General features: G+C 64.8%; 16 protein-coding genes. 7 read left to right on the forward strand and 9 right to left on the reverse strand.

The genetic code is table 11. The annotated features are described in order from the left end of the window. Positions 1-7 precede the first annotated feature (7 nt). Positions 8-1,072, reverse strand: a complete 1,065-nt coding sequence (locus NGM99_RS01565) for a DNA topoisomerase IB (protein ID WP_252815286.1) — start codon at positions 1,070-1,072, stop codon at positions 8-10. Positions 1,073-1,220: 148 nt separating this feature from the next. Between NGM99_RS01565 and fba the strand changes: the two genes are divergently transcribed. The 4 genes from fba to NGM99_RS01585 are packed head-to-tail and all read left to right on the forward strand — an operon-like array spanning position 1,221 to position 4,373. Then, the gene (fba, locus tag NGM99_RS01570; protein WP_252815287.1) at positions 1,221-2,303 is read left to right on the forward strand and encodes a class II fructose-bisphosphate aldolase; all 1,083 of its coding nucleotides are present in this window, start codon (positions 1,221-1,223) and stop codon (positions 2,301-2,303) included. Beyond that, positions 2,300-2,983 carry a ribulose-phosphate 3-epimerase gene (gene rpe, locus NGM99_RS01575; RefSeq protein WP_252815288.1) on the forward strand — a complete coding sequence of 228 codons (684 nt, stop codon included), beginning with the start codon at positions 2,300-2,302 and terminating at the stop codon, positions 2,981-2,983. Before fba ends, rpe begins: the two co-directional genes overlap by 4 nt. Further along, positions 2,983-3,672: an HAD-IA family hydrolase gene (locus NGM99_RS01580; protein WP_252815289.1), complete on the forward strand. Its 690-nt coding sequence runs from the start codon at positions 2,983-2,985 to the stop codon at positions 3,670-3,672. The genes rpe and NGM99_RS01580 overlap by 1 nt, the downstream gene beginning before the upstream one ends. Positions 3,673-3,716: 44 nt before the next feature. Beyond that, positions 3,717-4,373, forward strand: coding sequence for a protein-L-isoaspartate(D-aspartate) O-methyltransferase (locus tag NGM99_RS01585; protein ID WP_252815290.1), 657 nt, complete (start codon positions 3,717-3,719; stop codon positions 4,371-4,373). A 3-nt stretch (positions 4,374-4,376) separates the two neighbouring features. Here NGM99_RS01585 and NGM99_RS01590 read toward each other — a convergent pair whose 3' ends face one another. The 6 genes from NGM99_RS01590 to NGM99_RS01615 all read right to left on the reverse strand — a co-directional run bounded on the left by NGM99_RS01590 (position 4,377) and on the right by NGM99_RS01615 (position 13,806). Continuing rightward, complete coding sequence (locus tag NGM99_RS01590) at positions 4,377-7,838, reverse strand: ATP-binding protein (RefSeq protein WP_252815291.1); 3,462 nt, start codon at positions 7,836-7,838, stop codon at positions 4,377-4,379. Then, positions 7,838-9,124, reverse strand: coding sequence for a metallophosphoesterase family protein (locus NGM99_RS01595; protein WP_252815292.1), 1,287 nt, complete (start codon positions 9,122-9,124; stop codon positions 7,838-7,840). The genes NGM99_RS01590 and NGM99_RS01595 overlap by 1 nt, the downstream gene beginning before the upstream one ends. 125 nt (positions 9,125-9,249) lie before the next feature. After that, on the reverse strand, positions 9,250-10,242 hold the full coding sequence (locus NGM99_RS01600) for an ABC transporter permease (RefSeq protein ID WP_252815293.1): 993 nt from the start codon (positions 10,240-10,242) through the stop codon (positions 9,250-9,252). Next, positions 10,239-11,228 (reverse strand): ABC transporter permease, encoded by a 990-nt coding sequence (locus NGM99_RS01605; protein WP_252815294.1) that lies wholly within the window; start codon positions 11,226-11,228, stop codon positions 10,239-10,241. The genes NGM99_RS01600 and NGM99_RS01605 overlap by 4 nt, the downstream gene beginning before the upstream one ends. After that, on the reverse strand, positions 11,221-12,750 hold the full coding sequence (locus NGM99_RS01610; protein ID WP_252815295.1) for a sugar ABC transporter ATP-binding protein: 1,530 nt from the start codon (positions 12,748-12,750) through the stop codon (positions 11,221-11,223). Before NGM99_RS01610 ends, NGM99_RS01605 begins: the two co-directional genes overlap by 8 nt. A 27-nt stretch (positions 12,751-12,777) precedes the next feature. Then, a complete protein-coding gene (locus tag NGM99_RS01615; RefSeq protein WP_252815296.1) occupies positions 12,778-13,806 on the reverse strand; it encodes a substrate-binding domain-containing protein in 1,029 nt (342 codons plus the stop codon). A 274-nt stretch (positions 13,807-14,080) separates the two neighbouring features. Between NGM99_RS01615 and NGM99_RS01620 the strand changes: the two genes are divergently transcribed. From NGM99_RS01620 to NGM99_RS01630, 3 genes are all read left to right on the forward strand, one after another. Next, positions 14,081-15,178 (forward strand): hypothetical protein, encoded by a 1,098-nt coding sequence (locus tag NGM99_RS01620; RefSeq protein WP_252815297.1) that lies wholly within the window; start codon positions 14,081-14,083, stop codon positions 15,176-15,178. 81 nt (positions 15,179-15,259) lie between these two features. After that, positions 15,260-16,828: a YcaO-like family protein gene (locus tag NGM99_RS01625; protein ID WP_252815298.1), complete on the forward strand. Its 1,569-nt coding sequence runs from the start codon at positions 15,260-15,262 to the stop codon at positions 16,826-16,828. Positions 16,829-16,958: 130 nt separating this feature from the next. Further along, complete coding sequence (locus tag NGM99_RS01630) at positions 16,959-17,597, forward strand: DedA family protein (RefSeq protein WP_252815299.1); 639 nt, start codon at positions 16,959-16,961, stop codon at positions 17,595-17,597. Here NGM99_RS01630 and NGM99_RS01635 read toward each other — a convergent pair whose 3' ends face one another. Both NGM99_RS01635 and NGM99_RS01640 read right to left on the reverse strand, forming a co-directional pair. Then, positions 17,598-18,470: a carbohydrate ABC transporter permease gene (locus NGM99_RS01635; protein WP_252815300.1), complete on the reverse strand. Its 873-nt coding sequence runs from the start codon at positions 18,468-18,470 to the stop codon at positions 17,598-17,600. Beyond that, positions 18,467-19,342 (reverse strand): carbohydrate ABC transporter permease, encoded by an 876-nt coding sequence (locus NGM99_RS01640; protein ID WP_252815301.1) that lies wholly within the window; start codon positions 19,340-19,342, stop codon positions 18,467-18,469. Before NGM99_RS01640 ends, NGM99_RS01635 begins: the two co-directional genes overlap by 4 nt. Between the last annotated feature and the right edge of the window lie 178 nt (positions 19,343-19,520).

A 19,520-nucleotide genomic window follows, 5' to 3' on the forward strand; every position in this document is an offset into this window, starting at 1 on the left:
AGATAAGTCAGGCTGGAACGGCTGAGCGTTCCAGCCAGCGCAGCAGCAGCGTCTCTTCCTCGTCCAACCCGTCGAGCGGCTTGCGGAACGACTTGCGCGCCGCCAGCATCCCTTCCGACAGGATGCCTTCCGACCAGTGAGAAATCACGCGTGGGTGGATATAGGCCTTGCGACATACCGCGCGGGTGTTGCCCAGGCGGTGAGCCACTTCATCCACGATGGCATTGAGCCGCTTGGCCGCCATGGTCTTGGCCTCGGGCAGCGCCTCGTCGCGCAAGAGCGCTGCCGCAGCCTGCGTGCCGCCCCAGGTGCGGAAGTGCTTGGCGGTAAAGTCACCCGCGATGTCGCGCAGATAGTCGTTCACGTCTTGCGAGCGCACCATGCGCCGCTCGCCGTCTTCGTCGAGATACTGGAACAGATGCTGGCCCGGCAGGTCCTGCGCACCGCGCACGATATTGATGATGCGGCGGTCGGTCAGATGCAGGTCCCATTCCTTTCCGGACTTGCCCTTGAACTTGAGCCGCATCTTGCCGCCTTCCATCTTGGCGTGGCGGTCGCGCAGCGTGGTCAGCCCGAAGCTCTTGTTGTCGCGCGCATAAGCCTGGTTGCCAACGCGGATCATCGTGTTTTCCAGAAGCCAGACCACAGACGCGATCACCCGCTCACGGCCAAGGCCGCGACGGCGCAAATCCATCTCGATCTGCGCGCGCAACACGGGCAGGGCGGTCGCGAAGGTGATGAGGCTGCCGTATTTCGATTCGTCTCGCGCTTCCGCCCAGCGCGGATGGTAGCGATATTGCTTGCGTCCGCGGTCGTCGCGACCCGTCGCCTGAAGGTGCGCGTCGGCCTCCGGTGATATCCAGACATCGGCGTAGGCCGGCGGAATGGCCAGCGCGTTGATGCGCTCGATTTCCGCCTTGTTCTTCAACCGCGCGCCGTCGGGGAGGAAGTAGCTGTAACCGCTCCCGGACTTGCGCCGGGTGATTCCCGGCCTGTCGTCGGTGAGATAGATAAGCGAGGCGAGCTTCGCGGCCACCTGAGGGTCACGAGGGTCTTCAGTCTTCTTGAGCATCGACACGCAACCCGAAAACGAAAAAAGAAAACGAACTGAAACGGTTGAAGCGTTGAGCCGGTTCCCGCAGCACTTGCAGGCCCTATTTCGATGCGGCAGGAAGAGCGCGTTTCGAGGTTTTCGCACGCCACCAAGGGAGGATGCCGCCATGGCCCTGATCACACTTCGCCAGCTTCTCGACCACGCCGCCGAGAACGGCTACGGCGTGCCCGCCTTCAACATCAACAACATGGAGCAGGGCCTCGCCATCATGGAGGCGGCGGCGGCGACCGACTCGCCGGTGATCATGCAGGCCTCGCGCGGTGCGCGCTCCTACGCCAACGATCTGATGCTCGCCAAGATGATGGAGGCACTCGCGGAGATGCATCCGTCGATCCCGTTCTGCGTCCACCAGGATCACGGCAACAATGAAGAAACCTGCCTGACCGCCATCCAGCACGGCTTCACCTCCGTCATGATGGACGGCTCGCTGAAGGCCGACGGCAAGACGCCGGCCGACTGGGATTATAACGTCGCGATCACCGCGCGCGTGGCCGAGATGGCCCATTGGGTGGGCGCCTCCGTGGAAGGCGAGTTGGGCGTTCTCGGCTCACTCGAATCCGGCAAGGGCGAGGCTGAGGACGGCCATGGTGCGGAAGGCGAGTTGAGCCACGACCAGCTTCTCACCGATCCCGACGAGGCGGTCGAGTTCGTCCGCCTGACCAAGGTCGATGCGCTGGCGGTCGCCATGGGCACCAGCCATGGCGCTTACAAATTTACCCGCAAGCCCGATGGCGCGGTGCTCGCGATGAACGTGATCGAGGAGATCCACCGCAAGCTGCCGAATACGCATCTCGTGATGCACGGCTCGTCCTCCGTGCCGCAGGATTTGCAGGATATCATCAACGAGTTCGGGGGCGAGATGCCTCAGACCTGGGGCGTGCCGGTGGAAGAGATCGTGCGCGGCATCAAGCACGGCGTGCGCAAGATCAACATCGACACCGACAACCGCATGGCGATGACGGGCGCCATCCGGAAGGTGCTCACCGAAAACAAGCAGGAATTCGATCCGCGCAAGTATCTCAAGCCCGCCATGGACGCGATGCGCAAGCTCTGCACCCAGCGCTTCGAGGAGTTCGGCACGGCGGGCCAGGCGTCCAAGATCAAGGTGATCCCGCTCGGCGAGATGGCGAAAGCCTACAAGACCGGCAAGCTCGACCCGAAGATCGACCCGAGCGCCCGCGCAGCATGAGCCGCCCGCTCGTTATTTCGCCATCGGTCCTCTCCTCCGACTTTTCCCGCCTCGGCGACGAGATCGAGGCGGTGGTCGCGGCCGGCGCCGACTGGGTGCATCTCGACGTGATGGATGGGCATTTCGTGCCCAACATCACCTTCGGCCCGCCGGTGGTGAAGGCCGTACGCGACCGCACGAAGGCCGTGTTCGACTGCCACCTGATGATCGCGCCAGCTGATCCCTACATTTCCGCATTCGCTGAAGCGGGTGCGGATATCATCACGATCCACGCCGAAGCCGGCCCGCATCTCGACCGCTCGCTGCAGGCGATCCGCAATGCCGGCTGTAGGGCGGGCGTGGCGCTGAATCCGGCAACGCCGGTCTCGGCCATCGAAAACGTGCTCGACCGGCTCGACATGGTACTGGTCATGACGGTCAATCCCGGCTTCGGCGGGCAGGCCTTCATTGAGGCCATGGTCGACAAGGTCGCCCGCACTAAGGCGCTGATCGCCGGCCGGCCGATCGACATCGAAGTGGATGGCGGCATCACGCCCGAAACCGCTGGGCGCATCGTGAAGGCGGGGGCGAATGCGCTTGTCGCGGGCTCGGCTATTTTCAAAGGCGGGCAGGACGCTTATGCGAGCAATATCACGGCCATCCGCCGTGCTGCTGAAGAAGAGTTGGGACTGAGCGTCTAGTGCCTGAAATTGCGTTTGATGATGTCGAAGCCGTTCTGTTCGATCTGGACGGCACACTGGTCGATTCCGCGCCCGACCTGCGCGCAGCGCTGAATGAGCTTCTGGCCCACGACAATCTCGGCCCGGTCCCGCTCGACGCGGTGAAGACCTTCATCGGACATGGCGTGCGCAAGCTGGTCGAACGCGCCTACGCCTTCTGCGGCCATCCGCTCGACGGGCCGCAGCTCGACGCAGCCCACGAGCGGATGCTGCCGATCTACGGCCAGCATCTGACGAACCTCACCGTCGCCATGCCCGGCGCGCTCGACGCGATGGAGGCGCTGCACAAAGTGGGCAAGAAGCTGGCCGTCGTCACCAACAAGCCTGCGACACATACGGGCGCGGTGCTCGACGCCTATGGCTTCACCCCGCTGCTCGACTTCTGGATCGGCGGCGATGGCGAGGTGGCGAAGAAGCCCGCGCCGGACATGCTGCTCTTCGCGCTGGAAAAGCTTGGCATCGCGCCTGCTCATGCCGTCATGATCGGCGACAGCGGCGCCGATGTCATCTCGGCCCATGCAGGCAACATCCGCGCGATAATCGTCGAAGGGGGCTACACGCCCGATCCGCACAAGCTCGACGCGGACGCTGTGATCCCGACGATGGACGCGCTTCCCGCTCTGCTCGGGCTCGCGCCGGTCTCAGCCTGAACCTCAACAACTCCCCGGCGTTTGCGCGCCATGGGGAGGTTGCCATGGGCGACAGCTTCGCCACGCGCCGTCGGCGGATGGTCGATACCCAGATCGCTTCGCGCGGCGTCAGCGACCCGCGCGTGCTCGAGGCCATGCGTACCGTGCCGCGCGAGCGCTTCTTGGCGAAAGCGGCGGCTGAGCTTGCTTATGAGGACCGGCCGCTGTCCATCGCCGAGGGGCAGACCATCTCGCAGCCTTTTATTGTCGCCTACATGATCGAAGCGGCCAGCCTCAGGCCCGATGCGCGGGTTCTGGAAGTCGGCGCCGGCTCAGGCTATGCGGCTGCCGTGATGAGCCGGCTGGCATCTCACGTCTACGCCATCGAGCGTTATCCGGCACTCGCGGAAGGCGCTCGCAGAAACCTGGCGGCTCTGGGCTATGCCAATGTCGAAATTCGCGCCGGCGATGGCACGCTCGGCTGGCCCGAGGCCGCGCCTTTTGACGCCGTCATCGTCTCGGCGGGCGGGCCGCAAGTGCCTGACCCGCTCAAGCACCAACTCGCCATCGGTGGCGTGCTCATCCTGCCGGTCGGCGGCGAACGCCACAGCCAGCGGCTCACGCGCGTGACGCGAACCGGCGAAGATCGCTTCACGGAAGAAGACCTCTGCAGCGTGGCCTTCGTGCCTCTGATCGGAAAGGAGGGCTGGCGCGAAGACTGAGCCTTATGTCCCGAACCCGGCGGGTGCCGGCAGTTCGTGGATCGTCACGCTCGGGCACACCTCCTGCGCGATCGAGCAAAGGTGGCGGTGATGGGTGAGGTAGATGACCTGTCCCACCTCGGCCATGCCGGCAAACAGCCTGAATGCTTCCTCCGCTCGAAAATCGTCGAAGGTTTCCATGATGTCGTCGGCGATGAACGGCACCGGCGAGCGGGCGCGCGCGAACTCGAAATAGCCAGCCACGCGCAGCGCGAGGTAAAGCTGGAAGCGAGTGCCCTTGGACATGTCCTGGGCGAGCTTCGAGGCGCCATCGGCGGTGATGCCGATCAGGATCTCCGCATCTTTTTCCGGCTGCGTGCCGAGCCGCGCATAAGCGCCCCGGCTGATCGTGCGGAAGGCTTCCGATGCGCGGTCCATCATGCTCGAGCGATGCCGATCGCGATAAGCGCGCAGCGCCTGGTCGGCTGCGGCGATCCCCATCTTGAGCCGCAGATATTGCAACGCGCCATCCTCGATTTCGAGCAGAACCGTGCGCCGCTGTTCCTCGATCTTCGCGACCGCATCGTCGCCACCCACGGCCTCGATCCGGTCGCTTGCCTTGGCATGGGCCGCGTAGAGCTCGCGCACCCGCGCATCCTCGATCTCGAAGCGGGCTTCGGCCTCGGAAAGCTCGGCCTGCAACTGAACCGGATCGGCATCCGCCAGGGCCGCCACGCTGGAAGCCAGGTCGGGAAGTCCGAGCCCCGAAACGACCTCCCGCTCGGTTCGCTGCCGCTCGGCTTCGAGTGAGTTGCGCCGCTCGATCTCGCGCAGGCGCGCATCCACCTCGGCCAGCGAGCCGACGCCGAAGAAGCGCAGCATCTCGCTTGCGCGGCGCTCATGCAGGCTCAGGCGCTCGCTCAAGCTGCGGGTTTCCGCGATGGCCCGCGCCCGCTCGGCTTCCTTGCGCGTCCGTGCCTCGACCGCATTCTCCGCGCCGCGCACCCGCGCGCCGATCATCTCATAGGCCGGCATCGGATCACCGGGCGGTGCTTCGAGTTCGAGCGCCTCCGAGAGGTTCGCGACGCGCCGTCCGAAGACCTCGCGATCCGAGTCCATCTTGGCGATGCGGTCTGCAAGACTTTCCCGCTCACTGAGCAATGGTGCCAGCCGATCCAGCGCGGCGAGGGTTGCCCGCGTTGCGGCCGGCGTCAGCTCGGCATCGAGCCACGTCCCATCGAGCGCCGCGATCCACGCCGCTTGCCAGCGCGCCTGCTCGGCCTCCAACTCGGCCTTCCGGCGATTGCGCGTCTCAGCATCGCGCGCGCGCGCATCGCGATCATTCACCAGCGCCCGTATCTCGGCGCTCTTCTCGAGCAAGCTTTGGGCGCGAAACAACAACGGATCGAGGGCCAATCCGCTGCCATCGAACCCCGCCGCTCCAAGCGCGTCGCGCAGCTGCTTCTCCGCCTCGGCGCTCTCCTTTTCCGCGCTTCGCATTTCGCTCTCGGCCTGCCGCAGCGCGTTCCAAGCTTCGAGCACCCGCTCGCGCCTGCCCAACCAGGCCTCGCGATCACCGAGCGACCACGCGGCAGGCAGAAACGGCATGGCGGCTGCGATCTCTTCAGCCAGCGTCGAAATTTTCTCCGCGGCACGCGCGGATAAGTCCCGAGCCCGCTTCTCGCCTGCTTCCGCCACAGCGAGATTCCGCGCCATGGCCTGCGCGCGAATGACCTCGTTCGCCTGCGCAAGCTTGAGCGCGGTCAGCCGATCGTCCTCTTGCAATGCCGCTTCGAACGCTTTCGCGGAAGCTTCATCCAGCGCCTTGCGGTGCCGAGCCCACGCCGCGTCACGCGCGCGCCGCGCTGCGGCAGCTTCTGCCTCATCGAGTAAGCCGGCTGCCCGGTCGGCATCGCGTTCGGCTTCCAGCCTCAGCCGCTCAGTTTCGAAACGCTCCGTGTCGGCGTTGTGCCGCGCTTCCTCAGCCTCCGCCTGCTTGCCTCGCGCGCGCCACTCTTCCAGTCGGCTGGGCGAGGGCACGGTGAGCCCGGCGACCTCCGCCGCGCTGCCCGACCAAGGCGGCAGAGCCAGCAGCCGCTCCTCGACCACCGCTTGCTGGCTCTCGTGTGCCCGCGTTGCTGCCCGCACCCGCGCCGGATGTTCGCCACGCCGCCATTGATCGAGCGCGGCCCTCAGCCCGGCATGGTCGATCCCGTCGCCCACTGCCACACCGTCAACGGCTTCCAGCACAGCGTTGGCCGCATGGAGACGCTCGTCGGCCAGCTTCGCTTCCTCATTCGCGCTTTTCTGCGATTGCGCCAGCGTCGCCGCATCATCGATCAGCGCGCGCAACCTGTCCTGCGTCGCAGCAGGCAGGATCAGCACTGTCGCATCGGTCTCGCTCGACTGGCCGAGTTCGCTCAGCAGAGCGCCGATCCTGCGCTCCAGCTCCTCCAGCGTATTGCGCCGGTTGGGCAGGTCGTCGCTCGCGGTCACGAAGCGCGAGGCGCCGTTCATCAGCCGCCGAAAATCCTCGGCTCGGTCGAGCGCCGCCTGATCCGGCTCCAGCGCATCGATCTCGTGCGCGAGCCGTGCCAGAAGCGCGCTGCTGGCTTCTTCTTTCACGCGCAGTTCGATCTCTTCGCGCATCAGCGTGGGAAGCTCGGTTCTCCACGCCTGCGGCGGTTCGGGCAGCGTGGATAAGCCCGCCAGTTCCTCGCCGATCTCATCCAGCCGCCGCTTGCGAGGAAGCGCGTCGAGGCGGCGGCGGAGCGTTTCGATCCGTACCCGCAATGCAGCCGCTTCCTCGCGGACGGTCTCATAAGCCGTGCGGCTGGTTTCCTTCTCGGCCACCAATTGAGCGTAGTGGCTGGCAAGGGTGTCGATGGCCTCGCGGGCATCCTTCAGTTCGCCAAGCTTCGCCTTCATGGTCGCGAGCGCGCCCGAACGCGCGCGGAATTTATAGAAATTGTCGGCCTCGGCCTGAAGCGCGGAAAGCGTGTGCCCGAGCTCCGACAGGCCCGCGCTCGCCGAGAAAAGTAGCTGCCCGAGATCGCCCTTGCTTTCGAGAATACCGTCGCCGCCCTTTTCGAGCGTGTCGTCGTCGAGCGAGAACATGGTGCGATAGCCGTCGCGCCCGATGCCGCCGAGTGCCCCCTGCAACCCCGTTTCTGCGACCGGCTGGCCGCTGGGGCCGAGCAGGCTGTTCTGATTGCGCTTCACGCGCGAGAATTCGTGTGCGGCCCCGTCCCATTCGAGCACGCCACCGATCTGCATCGACTTGTACTCGTGCAGAAAGTCATAGCGCGAGCGCGCCTCGATGCCGAACATCAAATCGAGAAAGGCCGAGAAGGCGGTCGTCTTCCCCGCCTCGTTCGGCCCGTAGATGATATGGAAGTCCGGTGCGCCCTCGGGCTTCTGGCCGAAGTCGAGCGCAAAATCCGTGAAGCGCCCGTAGCGGGTGAGGTCGAGGCGGGAAAGGCGCATCAGGCGTCGGTGTTGTCCAGCACGCGTGGACGCCCGTCGAGGCGGGCCAGCACATCCTCCGCGCCCTCGCTGACGAGGGCCGCGATGAGCCGTCGATGCTCCGCTTCGTCCTGCCCCAGGATGTGGCGGCATTCCTGCGGCAGCTGTGCGCGCAACTCGTCGGCGATGAGCAGTGCCTGCCGTTCGAGTTCAGGTGACTGCGCGATCTCTTCGCTCAGCAAACGGCGCAGCTCGATCAGCGGATCGCCCGCTGCTTGCGCGAACGCCTCAGCGACCGCCGGAACCGTGTCGATCTCGACTTTGTCGATCCACCCCTTGCCGACAAGTGCTGCGCGCTGATCCGCTTCCGTGCGCAGGATGTCGGCATCGCGCCGCATGGCCCAGGCGAGCGGCGTCGCACCCTGCAGGCTCAACCGCGCCACCATGTGCTCCGAAGCGGTCCGCTCTCGTGCCTGTTCGAGCGCAGCCGTGATGCGCATCGGGATCTCGGCCCAGTCTGAAACGCCGGAGAGATCGACAGGCACGCGCACGAATTCCGCGACGCTGGTCAGCCGCTCTTCGACCGTCACCGTGCCATCGTCACCGACGGTCACCAGCGAAGCCGTTTTCGGCCCGCTCTCATTGATGTCACGCCCCTGCGGCATGCCGGGCATCACCACCGTGCGCTTGGCTTTGGGCACCGAGCGCTTGTGCACGTGACCGAGAGCCCAATAGTGGAAACCGGATTCCGCAAGATCGTTGAGCGAGCAGGGCGCATAGGCGTCGTGGCCGGGCGAGCCGGCGAGGCTCGTATGCATCAGCCCGAGATTGATCGCACCCGAAACCGGTGGCTTGTAGCGCGGCAAGAGGCTTTCCGGCGCGTGTGCCTGCGCGAAGCTCAGGCCATGCACGGCGATCTCCAGCCCATTGGGCGTGGTGATCGACACGGTTTCAGCGCGCCCGCCGAACACCTTGGCCGATGGCGGCAAAGTCAGCTCGCGCGTGATGCGCGACAGCGCGTCATGGTTGCCGCGCACGATGAAGCATTTGATGCCCGCCTCGTGGAGCCGCCGCATCTCGCCCGCCAGAAATCGCGCGGTCTTCATCGATGTCTGGTCGCCGTCATAGAGATCGCCGGACAAGAGCAGCGCATCGACCTGCTCGGCGAGGCAGAGATCGACCACGGCCGACAGCGCACGGCGCGTGGCATTGCCGATCAGCTCGGCCAGTTCGGGGTTGCGCAGGGCCAGCGTCCGCAGCGGCGAATCGAGATGGATGTCGGCAGTGTGCACGAAACGGAAGGGCATGGCGGCCGATGTCGCTCTTTTGTTCTCCTTCGACTTACGCCCGAGCAGGGCTCGGATGCAATCGCGAGAGTTCGATCGGCGCCCTCAAGCGCCGCCATTACACAGCAAATCCGCGAGCTTGTGGCTTACCGCGTTGCCTTCTCGCGTCCGTAAAGCAGCATGAAGCCGATCAGGATGACCCCGAAAATGATCTGCCGCTGTGCTGGCGCGACGCTGAGAATCGTCAGAAACGAGGTGAGCAGCGTCAGAAAGAACGCGCCCGCCGCCGTGCCGACATAGTTGCCCTTGCCGCCAGCAAGCGATGTGCCGCCCAGCACCACGGCGATCACGCCCGGCAGGATATATTGCTCGCCCGACCCCAGGAAGATGTTGCCCGTATAGCCGAGCAGCACCGCGCCTGCGAGGCCGGCGAATGCCCCACAGGCGACATAAGCCAGAATGCGCGTCCAGCCGACCGAGATGCCGGCCAGCCGCGCCGCGAAGTCGTTCGAGCCGACCGCATAAAGGTTGATGCCGAAGCGCGTGTAGCGCAGCCCCGCCTCGATCAGCACGATGATCAGGAGCCACAGGAAGAGCACGCCGGGAAGGCCGAACAAAAAAGGCCGCGTCACGAAGGCGGCCCAGCTCGGCGCGGTCGAACCGGATGACTGGCCCTGCGTCACCACGATCAAAAGGCCCGTGATGACACCCGCCATGCCGAGCGTCATCACCAGCGGCGGGATGCGCAACACGGTAATGCCGAGCCCATTGAGCAGGCCGACGAACCCGCCCGCTGCGAGTGCCGCGAGCAGGGCAGGGGCGATGCCGCCATCCTGGCCGTTCATGGTGTTGCCAGCCAGAAGGGCTGCCAGCGTCATGGTCGCACCGACGGAAAGGTCGATGCCTTCGCGTCCCGACAGGATCACGATGCCTTGTCCCGCCGCGACGAGCGCCAGGATCGCCGCCACGTTCAGCTGGCCCGCGATCTGACCCAGCGAAGCGAAGCCCGGTGCGATGGACTGGCCCGCGACGAGCAGAACCACACAGCCGAACAGGGTGGCGATGGCCGGCGTGCCGGCGGCGAACGCAAAAGCGCGCTGGAATGCGCCTTCGCGATGATTGCCGGTGACGTCGCTCATTTCTGCCGCCTCGAAGCGAACACGCCGGCGGCAAGGGCTGCGAGAATGATGCCGCCCTGCACAATCGCCTGATAGATGTAGTCGATGCCGGAAAAGAAGATGATGTTGTTGATGAGCGCCAGAATGGCCGCGCCGATGATGGAGCCCGTGACGCTGCCCCAGCCGCCGGCAAGGGCTGTGCCGCCAAGCACCACGGCACTCACCGAACCGAGCGTGAAGGCCTGACCCATCAGCGGGTCGCCGGCGCCTGCGACGCCCAGAATGCAGAGCGCGGCGACCGCCGACATGAAGCCCGCAATGGCATGCGCACCCATCACGATCCGGCGCACCGGCAAGCCCGTCTGAAACGCCGCCTGCCGGTTGCCGCCCGTCGCCAACAGATGCTTCTGATAACGCGTGGTGGCGACGAAGGCAGCCACCAGGATCAGCGCGACCAGCAGGTAGATCGGTAGCGTCAGCCCGAAGAAGCCTTCCGAATAGACGGTGAAATATTCCGTCGGCAGGCTGCCACCCGCCTGTGGCAGCACAACGAGGGCTGCACCGCCATAGATGATCGAGGTGGCGAAGGTCGTCACGATGGCCTGCAGGCGAAAGGCGCTGATCAGAAAGCCGTTGAGCGCGCCGCACAGCGTGCCGAGCAGAAGACCGGCCACCATGCCGAGCACCATCGCGCCGGGCCCGCCGCCGAGTGCTGTGATCAGCACCACGACGACCACATTGACGAGGCTGACGATGGCGCCGAGCGAGAGATCGATCGAGCCGCCGAAGATCACATAGGTCTGCCCCACCGCGATCAGCATCCAGGGCAGCATCGTGGTGATGATGTTGCCGAGCGCATAAGCCGAGAAGAAACGCGGCTGGATCAGGATATTGATGCCGATGAAGACGACCAGAAGCACGGCCGAGAGCAGCCATGGCTTGCGCCAGAAGGAGCGGCTGCGGCGCGTCCGGTTGCGCGAGGGGATGTCGAGAACGGCGTCAGACATGAGCGGGCTGCTGCTCGGCGTGCGCTGGCGCGGTTTTGAGCGAAGCTTCGTTGAGCGCGAACTCACTTAGATCCTCGCGGGAAATCTCGGCCACCACATGCCCGGTATTGAAGACGAGAACCCTGTCGGCGTGGTCGATCAGTTCCATGTCCTCGGACGAGTAAAGGATCACCGCCATGCCGCCCGCGCAAAGCTCGTCGATCAGCGCGAACAGATCCTGCTTGGCGCGCACGTCGATGCCCTTGGTCGGGTCGTCCAGAAGAAGCACGGTCGGACCCGTTGCGAGGCCACGTCCCACCACGACCTTCTGCTGGTTGCCGCCTGACAGTGTTTCGATGGCATCCGACAGCCGCCCGAATTTCAGCTTGAGCTGGTCGATCACGGGCCGGACCTGCGCGCGCAGCTTGCCGCGTTCAGCTATCGGCTTGCTGCTTTTCGACAGGATGCCGACGATCAGGTTCTCGATGATGGGCCGTCCACGCAAGGCGCCCGCGCGGCCACGATCGCCCGAGACATAGACTAGCCCTTGCTTGAGCGCGGCCGCCGGTGTCGAGCCACCGAGCTGCTTTCCGGCGATCACGATCTCGCCGCCGCGCCGCGTGATGCCCCCATAAAGCGCCAGCAGCGTGTCCGACTGGCCCTGGCCGTGAAGTCCGCCGAGCCCGAGAATTTCGCCTTCGCGCAATTCGAGGCTGATGCCTTGGGCCTTGCCGCCAGAAAGGCGTGCCACGGACAGCACCGGTTTTCCCGGCTGGCGATGGCTTTGCCGCGCTTCGATCATCTGCTGGAGCGCCGAGCCCACCATCAGGTTCACCAGCTCGTCGCGGCTGGTCTCGCTCACCGGGCGACGGTCGATGAAGCGCCCGTTGCGCATGATGGTGACAGTGTCGCCGATGGCGAATATCTCCTCCATGCGGTGCGAGATGAAGATCATCGACGTGCCCTGGTGCTTCAACGCGCGCACGAGGGCGAAAAAGTCGGCCACCTGCGCGCGGTCGAGCGAAGAGGTGGACTCGTCGAAGATGATGATCTTCGGCTCGCGCGACAGCGCCTTGATGATTTCCACGATCTGCTGCTGATCGATCGACAGATCGCCGACCAGCGTGTCCGGATCGAGATGCGCGGCAAGCTTCCCGAGCCGTCCGATCAGCATCTCGAAGCGGGCGTAACGCGCCTTGCGGTCGATGCGCCCGCCTGCCTTTCCCGGCTCCTGGCCGAGAAAGATATTGTCGACGACGCTCAGCGTCGGGACCAGGCCGGTTTCCTGATAAACGGTGGCGATGCCCGCTGCCTGCGCTTCGAGCGGCGTCCTGAAGGCGACGGATCGGCCTTCGAGCACCACCGATCCACCATCCGCCGGCACGGCGCCCGCGATGATCTTGCAAAGCGTGCTCTTGCCGCAGCCATTGCTGCCCAGGATCACATGAACTTCGCCGCGCTCGAGCCGGAGTTCCCCCCGTTCGAGCGCGACGACCGCGCCATAGCGCTTGGCCACATCGCTGGCTTCGAGAACAGCTGCCAAGGCGCGGTCCTTACGTTTGAGCAGGATTTACTGGAAGAACAGCGTCTTCAGCTCGTCCGGCGACACCGTGAAGGAAATCACGTCCGTGTCGGGCTTGGGCTCCAGGTCCTTCACCGCCTTTTCCAGATTGGCGTTGCTCACGAGATAGGTGTCGACATAGAGCGAGTTGCCGTTCGGGCCTTTCAGGACGCCGTCCTTCAGCTTGTTGCCTTCGAGCATGAGCACGGCCACGTTGAGCGCCGTCGCCATCACGCCGGGCGGGTTGGCGGACACGGCTGCGTTCCACTTGCCGTCTACCCACTGCTTGACGAAGCTCTTGCGCAGGTCGCCGGTGGTGGGCAGGTTGGTCTTGTTGGCGGCGGAAAGTGCCTTCCACACGCCGTCGGCCTGGCCGTCCTGCGTCCAGATGCCGGCGAGGTTCGGATAGGTGGCCAGCAGCGTCTGCGTCACCTGCTGCGACTTGGCATTGTCCCAGTCGGCATTGGCTTCGTTGACGACCTTGATATCGGGATACTTCTCGACGACGCTCTTGAAGCCCTCGACGCGAGCCTGGTTGGCAGGGTGGCCGGCGATGCCGTTGATGGCCACGATCTCGCCTTTGCCGCCAAGCGTATCGACCAGCCACTGGGTGGAGAGCGACGCGAACTGCTTCTGGTCGATGCCGACGAAGATCGCGTCCTTGGACGTTACCTCACCATCCACCGCGAAGACCGGAATGCCGGCGGCCTTGGCCTGGGCGAAGGTCGGGTTGAAGGCGGTGGGGCTGTTGGGGTTGATGATGATCGCATTGACGCCCTGGCCGATGAAGTTGCGAATGTCGGCGATCTGGCCGTTCACATCCACGTTCTTGCTCTGCACCACCACATTGACGGTGACGCCCTTGTCGGCCCAGGCCTTGGCGGCGGCTTCCGCCTCCTGGATCATCTGCGTGCGCCATTCGGAGCCCACCCAGCCATTGCTGAGCGCGATCGTGTAAGTTTTGTCCTGCGCATGTGCCGCGGTTGCGAGCAACGCACCGGCCAAGGCTGCAAGCCCGGCCTTCATCCAATTCTTCATGGTGTTCCTCCCGGTTGCTGGCCGCACGAGGCTTCGTAGCCCATGCGGCGGGCCGTGCATCGCGAATCGCGGCCTCCTTGCCACGTTTCCCTGCATCTCCCTGGACGGAAGTCTTTGACGGTTAAAACCAGACTCGCAAGTCCTTATGCGAATTTTCCGTCAGTATTTGCCAGTAGCCAAAGCTGATCGTTCCATGGAGCGTCGCCAAGCGCCACGTTGCAAACACGATTCGGGCGCTATGCGCCTTGAGACCGGCAGCAGTGGAGTGAGTGCGATGCGTCAGGAAATGGTGACCCTCGAAGCCAGGGGCATCGCGGTTACAGTCAACCCGCGCCTCGGCATGATCGAGGAGGTCAAGGTTTCGCGTGACGGTCGCACGGTGGCGCCGCTGCACAAGGCGCCCTGGCGCAACGAGGCCAATGCGCTGCCAAAGGATGCCGCGCCGCATCTCGCGCAACTGGCCGGCGACTTCTTCTGCGCGCCCTTCGGCGATGCATCCGCAGACAACGCGCCTGCCCATGGCTGGTCCGCCAACAGCGAATGGGACCTGCTCGGCACCAAGCGCGTGGACGGCAAGACATTTGCCATGTTCAAGCTCGTGCGCCGGGTGAGGGGGGCCGAACTCACCAAGATGATCCGCCTCGAGGACGACCATCCCTTCGTCTATCAGCGCCACGTCTTCGAGGGCGGCGAGGGGACATTGGCGGCTGCCAACCACGCGATGGTTGCGCTTCCCAATGGCGGTCATCTGCGGTTTTCGCCCAAGCGCTGGTGGGAAACGCCGGCAACCGGGCTTGAACCCGATCCCGCACGCGGCCGCTCGCATCTGCGCTATCCGGCGCAGAGCGACGACCCGTCGCGCTTCCCCTTGGCCGATGGCCGCGAGGCCGACCTGACGCGCTATCCCTTCAGCGAGCGGCACGAGGACTTCGCGGTCGGCATCGAGGCGGAAGGCTCGAGGCTCGGCTGGTCTTCCGTCTGGCGCGAGCAGGAGGGTGATCTGTTCCTGAGCCTGCGTAATCCGAGGCAGATCCCGATGACCATGCTCTGGTTCTCGAATGGCGGTCGCGACTACGCCCCCTGGAACAGCCGGCATCACGGTGTGCTCGGCGTGGAAGAAGGCCTCAACCGCGCGCTTCTGGGCAGCTCTGCCCTTTCCGACCCGCACCCGCTCGACACCGCCGGCGTGCCCACCGGCATCGAGCTCGACCCCACCGGCATGGTCGAGATGCGGCATGTGATCGGCGTTCTGCCATGGACATGGCAGGTCGAGGCGATCGAGCCGGGTGAGGGGACGGTGCGAATCCGGACGGCGGATGGAGAAACGAGAACCGTGCCGTGCGATGTGAGTTTTCTGGGGCTGGATGGGTGAGGTTGAGCCTCCAAACTTGATTGCGGGTGACGTCGAGCAACGGGCAGCTCTTTCACAAACACTCGGACCATCAGCCATCCGATGTGGAATCCCACAACTCTCGCCCTATTTCCGCTCGTCCTGCCTCTCACCCCATCAGGTTCCATGCTCCATCGCGGCCTGCCGTCAGCCCTTCCAGACGCCGTCCGAGCCTATATGGCGGCACTGCCTCCCGGCGATCTTGTCGCCTTCCCGCTTTCATCGCTGGACCGCTCCGGCGTCGTCGCCTGGAAAGTCTCGCTCTTCCTCCAAGATCAGTCGATGCCCGGCAACATGCCGTCCGGCTATGGCTATGGTCTCGATGACGACCAGGCCCTGATCGGTGCGTTCGGCGAATTGGCCGAGTCCATTCTCCCCACGATCCGCGCGCTGAAAGAACCGCTCCATTTCGGGTCCTACAACGACCTCAGGCACGAGCGCGGCGCAAAGGGCGTGGCCGATCCTTTGACGCTCTGCCTGCCGGCCGGCAGCCCCGTTTCCCGCGACACGCCGCTCGCCTGGACCACGACCACGCGTCTGCGCACTGGCGAGCCGGTTCTGGTTCCCGTCGATATCGCCGGCAACGATGTGTTCGAACTACCTGACGGGTATCAGACCTTCACCACGCTCATCACCAACGGCTTCGGCGCCGGGCCCGATTTCGATTGGGCGGTGGGCCATGGCATTCTCGAACTGCTCCAGCGCGACGGCAACGGGCTGCTTTTCCGCGCGCTCGATCAGGGCTGCGTGCTCGACTTCGAACCGGACGAGCTCGCCCCCGAAACGCGAAATCTGCTCGACCATCTCGACCGGGTCGGCATCGAAGTCCTGCCGAAATTTGCCACCGACGAGTTCGGTCTCGCGAACCTCTACGTCGTCGGCTACGACCGCGATGGTTTCGGGCCCGCGTCGCCGATCATGCTGTCTGCCTGCGGCGAGGCCTGCGATCCCGACCGGAATGTTGCGCTTCGCAAGGCCCTGCTCGAATTCTGCTCCGCGCGCGTGCGCAAGGCTTACGCGCATGGCGCGAACGGCGAGGCCGAGAAGGTTGCGCCGACCGGGTTCATCGAAGCCTGGCTCAAGGCCGCGATGCCCAGCCTCGAAGGCGGCGAAAACCGCGCGCTTGATGCGATGGTCGCCTGGGCGCAGATGACGCCTGCCGAACTCCGAAGCGAGCTCGAACCGACAGTCTTCTCGCGCCGCGCCACCAAACGGTTCGCCGAGCTTCCCGAGGCCGACTTCTCCAACACGCGCGAGCGTGGCCGCTTCGCCCGCGATCGGCTGGAAGCGGCAGGTTTCGATGTGCTCGCGCTCGATTGTGCGCCGGAGGGTTCCGGCATCGGCGTTGCCCGCGCCATCGTACCGGGGCTCGAGGTGGAAACGATGAGCTATCATCGCATCGGCGAGCGCAACACGCGCAAGCTGATCGAACGCGACAGCCCACTGATCCGGTTCGGCGCCGAAACTGAAACGCTGCGCCCCGTCCGCCTGACCCCTGAAGCGCTCGATCGTCTCGGCGGTCGCCAGCCTCTGCTCGACACCGCCGCCGTGGACCGCGCGGTGGGGGCGCTTTATCCGCTCTATCGCGAGCCCGAGGCGCATCACGTCGCCTATGCGCTGAAGCATGAATAGCTGATCACGGCATTGCGACGAGGAAGCTGCTTGCCAGACGGACAGAACTGAAGCACCTCTTCGCTGAAGCCGCGCGGGTCAGCTTGTCGAGGCACAGAAAAGACATCCTTCTCGCCGAGACGAAGCCACCGTGCCGCACTTCATTTCGCCCGAGCTTCTGCACAACCTGCTCCAGACCTATGGGCTCTGGGTGCTGTTCGGCATCGTCATGCTCGAAAGTGCGGGCCTGCCGCTGCCCGGCGAAACCGCGCTCGTGGCGACTTCGCTCTATGCCAGCTCGACACAGAACATCGCTATCCTTGCCATCATCCTGGTTGCCGCGTCCGCCGCGATCATCGGCGACAATCTCGGCTATCTGGTCGGGCGCACGGCAGGGCTGAGGCTTGTGGAGAAGCACGGCTCCGCCATCGGGCTCACGCCGGAACGCCTGAAGGTCGGACAATATCTGTTCCGCCACCATGGGGGGAAGGTCGTGTTCTTCGGCCGGTTCATCGCACTGTTGCGTGCGCTTGCTGCCGTCCTGGCCGGCATCAACCGCATGCCCTGGCCGCATTTCCTGCTCATGAACGCGCTGGGTGGACTGACATGGGCGACGCTGCTGGGTGGCGGTGCTTATCTGCTGGGCGAGCAGGTCAAGCATTTCGCGGGCTCGGCCGCTCTGGTTCTGCTCGGCGTTGCGATCATCATCCTCGTCGCCGGCTTCATCTTTGCGAAGCATCACGAGCGCGAACTGATCCTGCGCGCCACGGCGGACATGCCCGCCGAATAACTACTGCCCCGTCAGCCCGCCGCCCAGGCTTCGCGCGTAAAGCCGCTGGAGCGACAGGAACAGCACTGCGACCGGCAGGATGGTAAGCAGGATCGCCGCCTGCTGCAGGCTCTGCTCCTGTTCGTTGTCGAACACGCCGCGGATCAGGTGGATGCCGATGGGTGCGGTCTGCAACTCCGGTGATGAGCGTGTGACGGTGAGCGTCCAGACCACCTCGTTCCAGTGATAAACGAAGACGAACACGCCGAGAACGGTCAGTGCGGGCCTGAGCAGCGGCAGCGCTATGGAGCGGAAGATGCGGAACTCGCCGGCCCCATCCATGCGCGCGGCATCGAGCATTTCGTCGGGGATCGAGACCGCGAATTGCCGCATCAGGAAGATGCCGTACCATGAGATCGTGAAGGGCAGCACCAGCGCCCAATAGGTACCGAGAAGCCCGCGCCCGCCTTGACCAAGGAAATCGTTGCCACCCGCCAGCGGCCAGTAGCGCAGGATAAAGAAAAGCGGGATCACGAGCAGGAAGAACGGAAAAAGCTGCGCGCCCACCACGAAGCGCAGCATCAACGCGCGACCCCTGAACTCGTACTTCGCCAGCGCATAGCCCGCCATGGCGCTCGTCGCCAGTTGGGCCGCGGTAATCAGAACCGTCACCACCACGCTGTTGAGGATCCAGCGCGCGAGCGGATAGGCCTCGAACACCGTGACGAAGTTCTGCCATTGCGGGACGGCCGGGAAGTAGACCGGTGGCCGCGCGAGCCGCTCCGTCGGGCTGCGCAGCGCGCCGAGCGTGAGATCGACGAACGGCACCAGCATCACCAGCGCACCGAGCGCCAAGAGCCCATATTTCAGTGCGGATCGGCGGGACTGTTTCAACGCCAAGCGTCCAACCCTCCGCGCCGCATCACGCGAAACTGCACGAGCAGAACCGCCATCACCACCGCCAACAGGAGATAGGCCGCGGCCGATGCCATGCCGAGCCGCAGATTTTCGAAGGCGAGGCGATAGACATGCAAGGCCGCGACATTGGTGCTGTTGGCCGGCCCGCCATCGGTCAGCACCAGCATCAGAGCGAAATAGCCGATGCCCTTCACCAGATTGGTCATCAGGACGAGCAGCATGGTCGGCCGGATCAGCGGCAGCGTGATGTGCCACAAAACCTCCCATCGGTTCGCTCCATCGAGGGATGCCGCTTCCTCGACCTCTTCATCTACCGCGTCGAGTCCGGCCGAGATCAGCATCATGTCCTGGCCGAGATGAAACCAGATGAAGACGAGAATGATCGCCGACATCGCCCAGGCGGGATCGGCCAGCCATGCGGGGCCTGCAATGCCGATGGCCGAAAGCGTTCGGTTCACCAGCCCATAGGGGTCGGCGAGCAGGAACTGCCACACATAGGCGACGGCTACGATATTGGTCACCATCGGCAGCCAGAAGGCCGAGCGCCAAAGCGGTTTCCAGCGGCTGCGCCGAAACGCGACGGCGAGCGCCAAGGCAAGCGGCACGCCGATGATGATCGTGGCACCCACGAAGCGCGCGGTGTTCCAGAGGCTTTCGTAGAACAGCGGATCGCGGGTCAGCAGGTAGCGGTAATTCGCGATGCCCACGAAGCGCGGTGCTTTCAGTGAGTCCCACACGGCGAAACTCAGGGCCAAGGAAACGAGCAGGGGCACCACGAAGAAGACCGTGCCCAAAACGATGGAGGGCGCGAGAAACAGATAAGGCGCCAGCCGGCGCTCTCTCGTCATGCGGTCCAAGCTCGGTGGCGAGCAGAAAAACGGAGCAAGAACCGACCTCGAACTTCCACGGGCAAAAGAATATGGACTGCGACCGGAAAGCGTCCAGTGAGCGCCGCTAACCCCGCACATACAGTGTGACCGTTGGCTCACATGCAGCATAAAAGATGAGGTGGCTACGAGGGTTAGG

This window comes from Mesorhizobium liriopis (assembly GCF_024053505.1).
Taxonomy (GTDB): domain Bacteria; phylum Pseudomonadota; class Alphaproteobacteria; order Rhizobiales; family Rhizobiaceae; genus Mesorhizobium_B; species Mesorhizobium_B liriopis.

What these genes read in the sequence shown, in the direction of transcription:
- NGM99_RS01565 (WP_252815286.1), bottom strand. Translation starts at nt 1,072, where the DNA reads ATGCTCAAGAAGACTGAAGACCCTCGTGACCCTCAGGTGGCCGCGAAG.
- NGM99_RS01620 (WP_252815297.1), top strand. Translation starts at nt 14,081, where the DNA reads ATGCGTCAGGAAATGGTGACCCTCGAAGCCAGGGGCATCGCGGTTACA.
- fba (WP_252815287.1), top strand. Translation starts at nt 1,221, where the DNA reads ATGGCCCTGATCACACTTCGCCAGCTTCTCGACCACGCCGCCGAGAAC.
- NGM99_RS01595 (WP_252815292.1), bottom strand. Translation starts at nt 9,124, where the DNA reads ATGCCCTTCCGTTTCGTGCACACTGCCGACATCCATCTCGATTCGCCG.
- NGM99_RS01640 (WP_252815301.1), bottom strand. Translation starts at nt 19,342, where the DNA reads ATGACGAGAGAGCGCCGGCTGGCGCCTTATCTGTTTCTCGCGCCCTCC.
- NGM99_RS01590 (WP_252815291.1), bottom strand. Translation starts at nt 7,838, where the DNA reads ATGCGCCTTTCCCGCCTCGACCTCACCCGCTACGGGCGCTTCACGGAT.
- NGM99_RS01615 (WP_252815296.1), bottom strand. Translation starts at nt 13,806, where the DNA reads ATGAAGAATTGGATGAAGGCCGGGCTTGCAGCCTTGGCCGGTGCGTTG.
- NGM99_RS01600 (WP_252815293.1), bottom strand. Translation starts at nt 10,242, where the DNA reads ATGAGCGACGTCACCGGCAATCATCGCGAAGGCGCATTCCAGCGCGCT.
- NGM99_RS01585 (WP_252815290.1), top strand. Translation starts at nt 3,717, where the DNA reads ATGGGCGACAGCTTCGCCACGCGCCGTCGGCGGATGGTCGATACCCAG.
- NGM99_RS01605 (WP_252815294.1), bottom strand. Translation starts at nt 11,228, where the DNA reads ATGTCTGACGCCGTTCTCGACATCCCCTCGCGCAACCGGACGCGCCGC.
- rpe (WP_252815288.1), top strand. Translation starts at nt 2,300, where the DNA reads ATGAGCCGCCCGCTCGTTATTTCGCCATCGGTCCTCTCCTCCGACTTT.
- NGM99_RS01625 (WP_252815298.1), top strand. Translation starts at nt 15,260, where the DNA reads ATGTGGAATCCCACAACTCTCGCCCTATTTCCGCTCGTCCTGCCTCTC.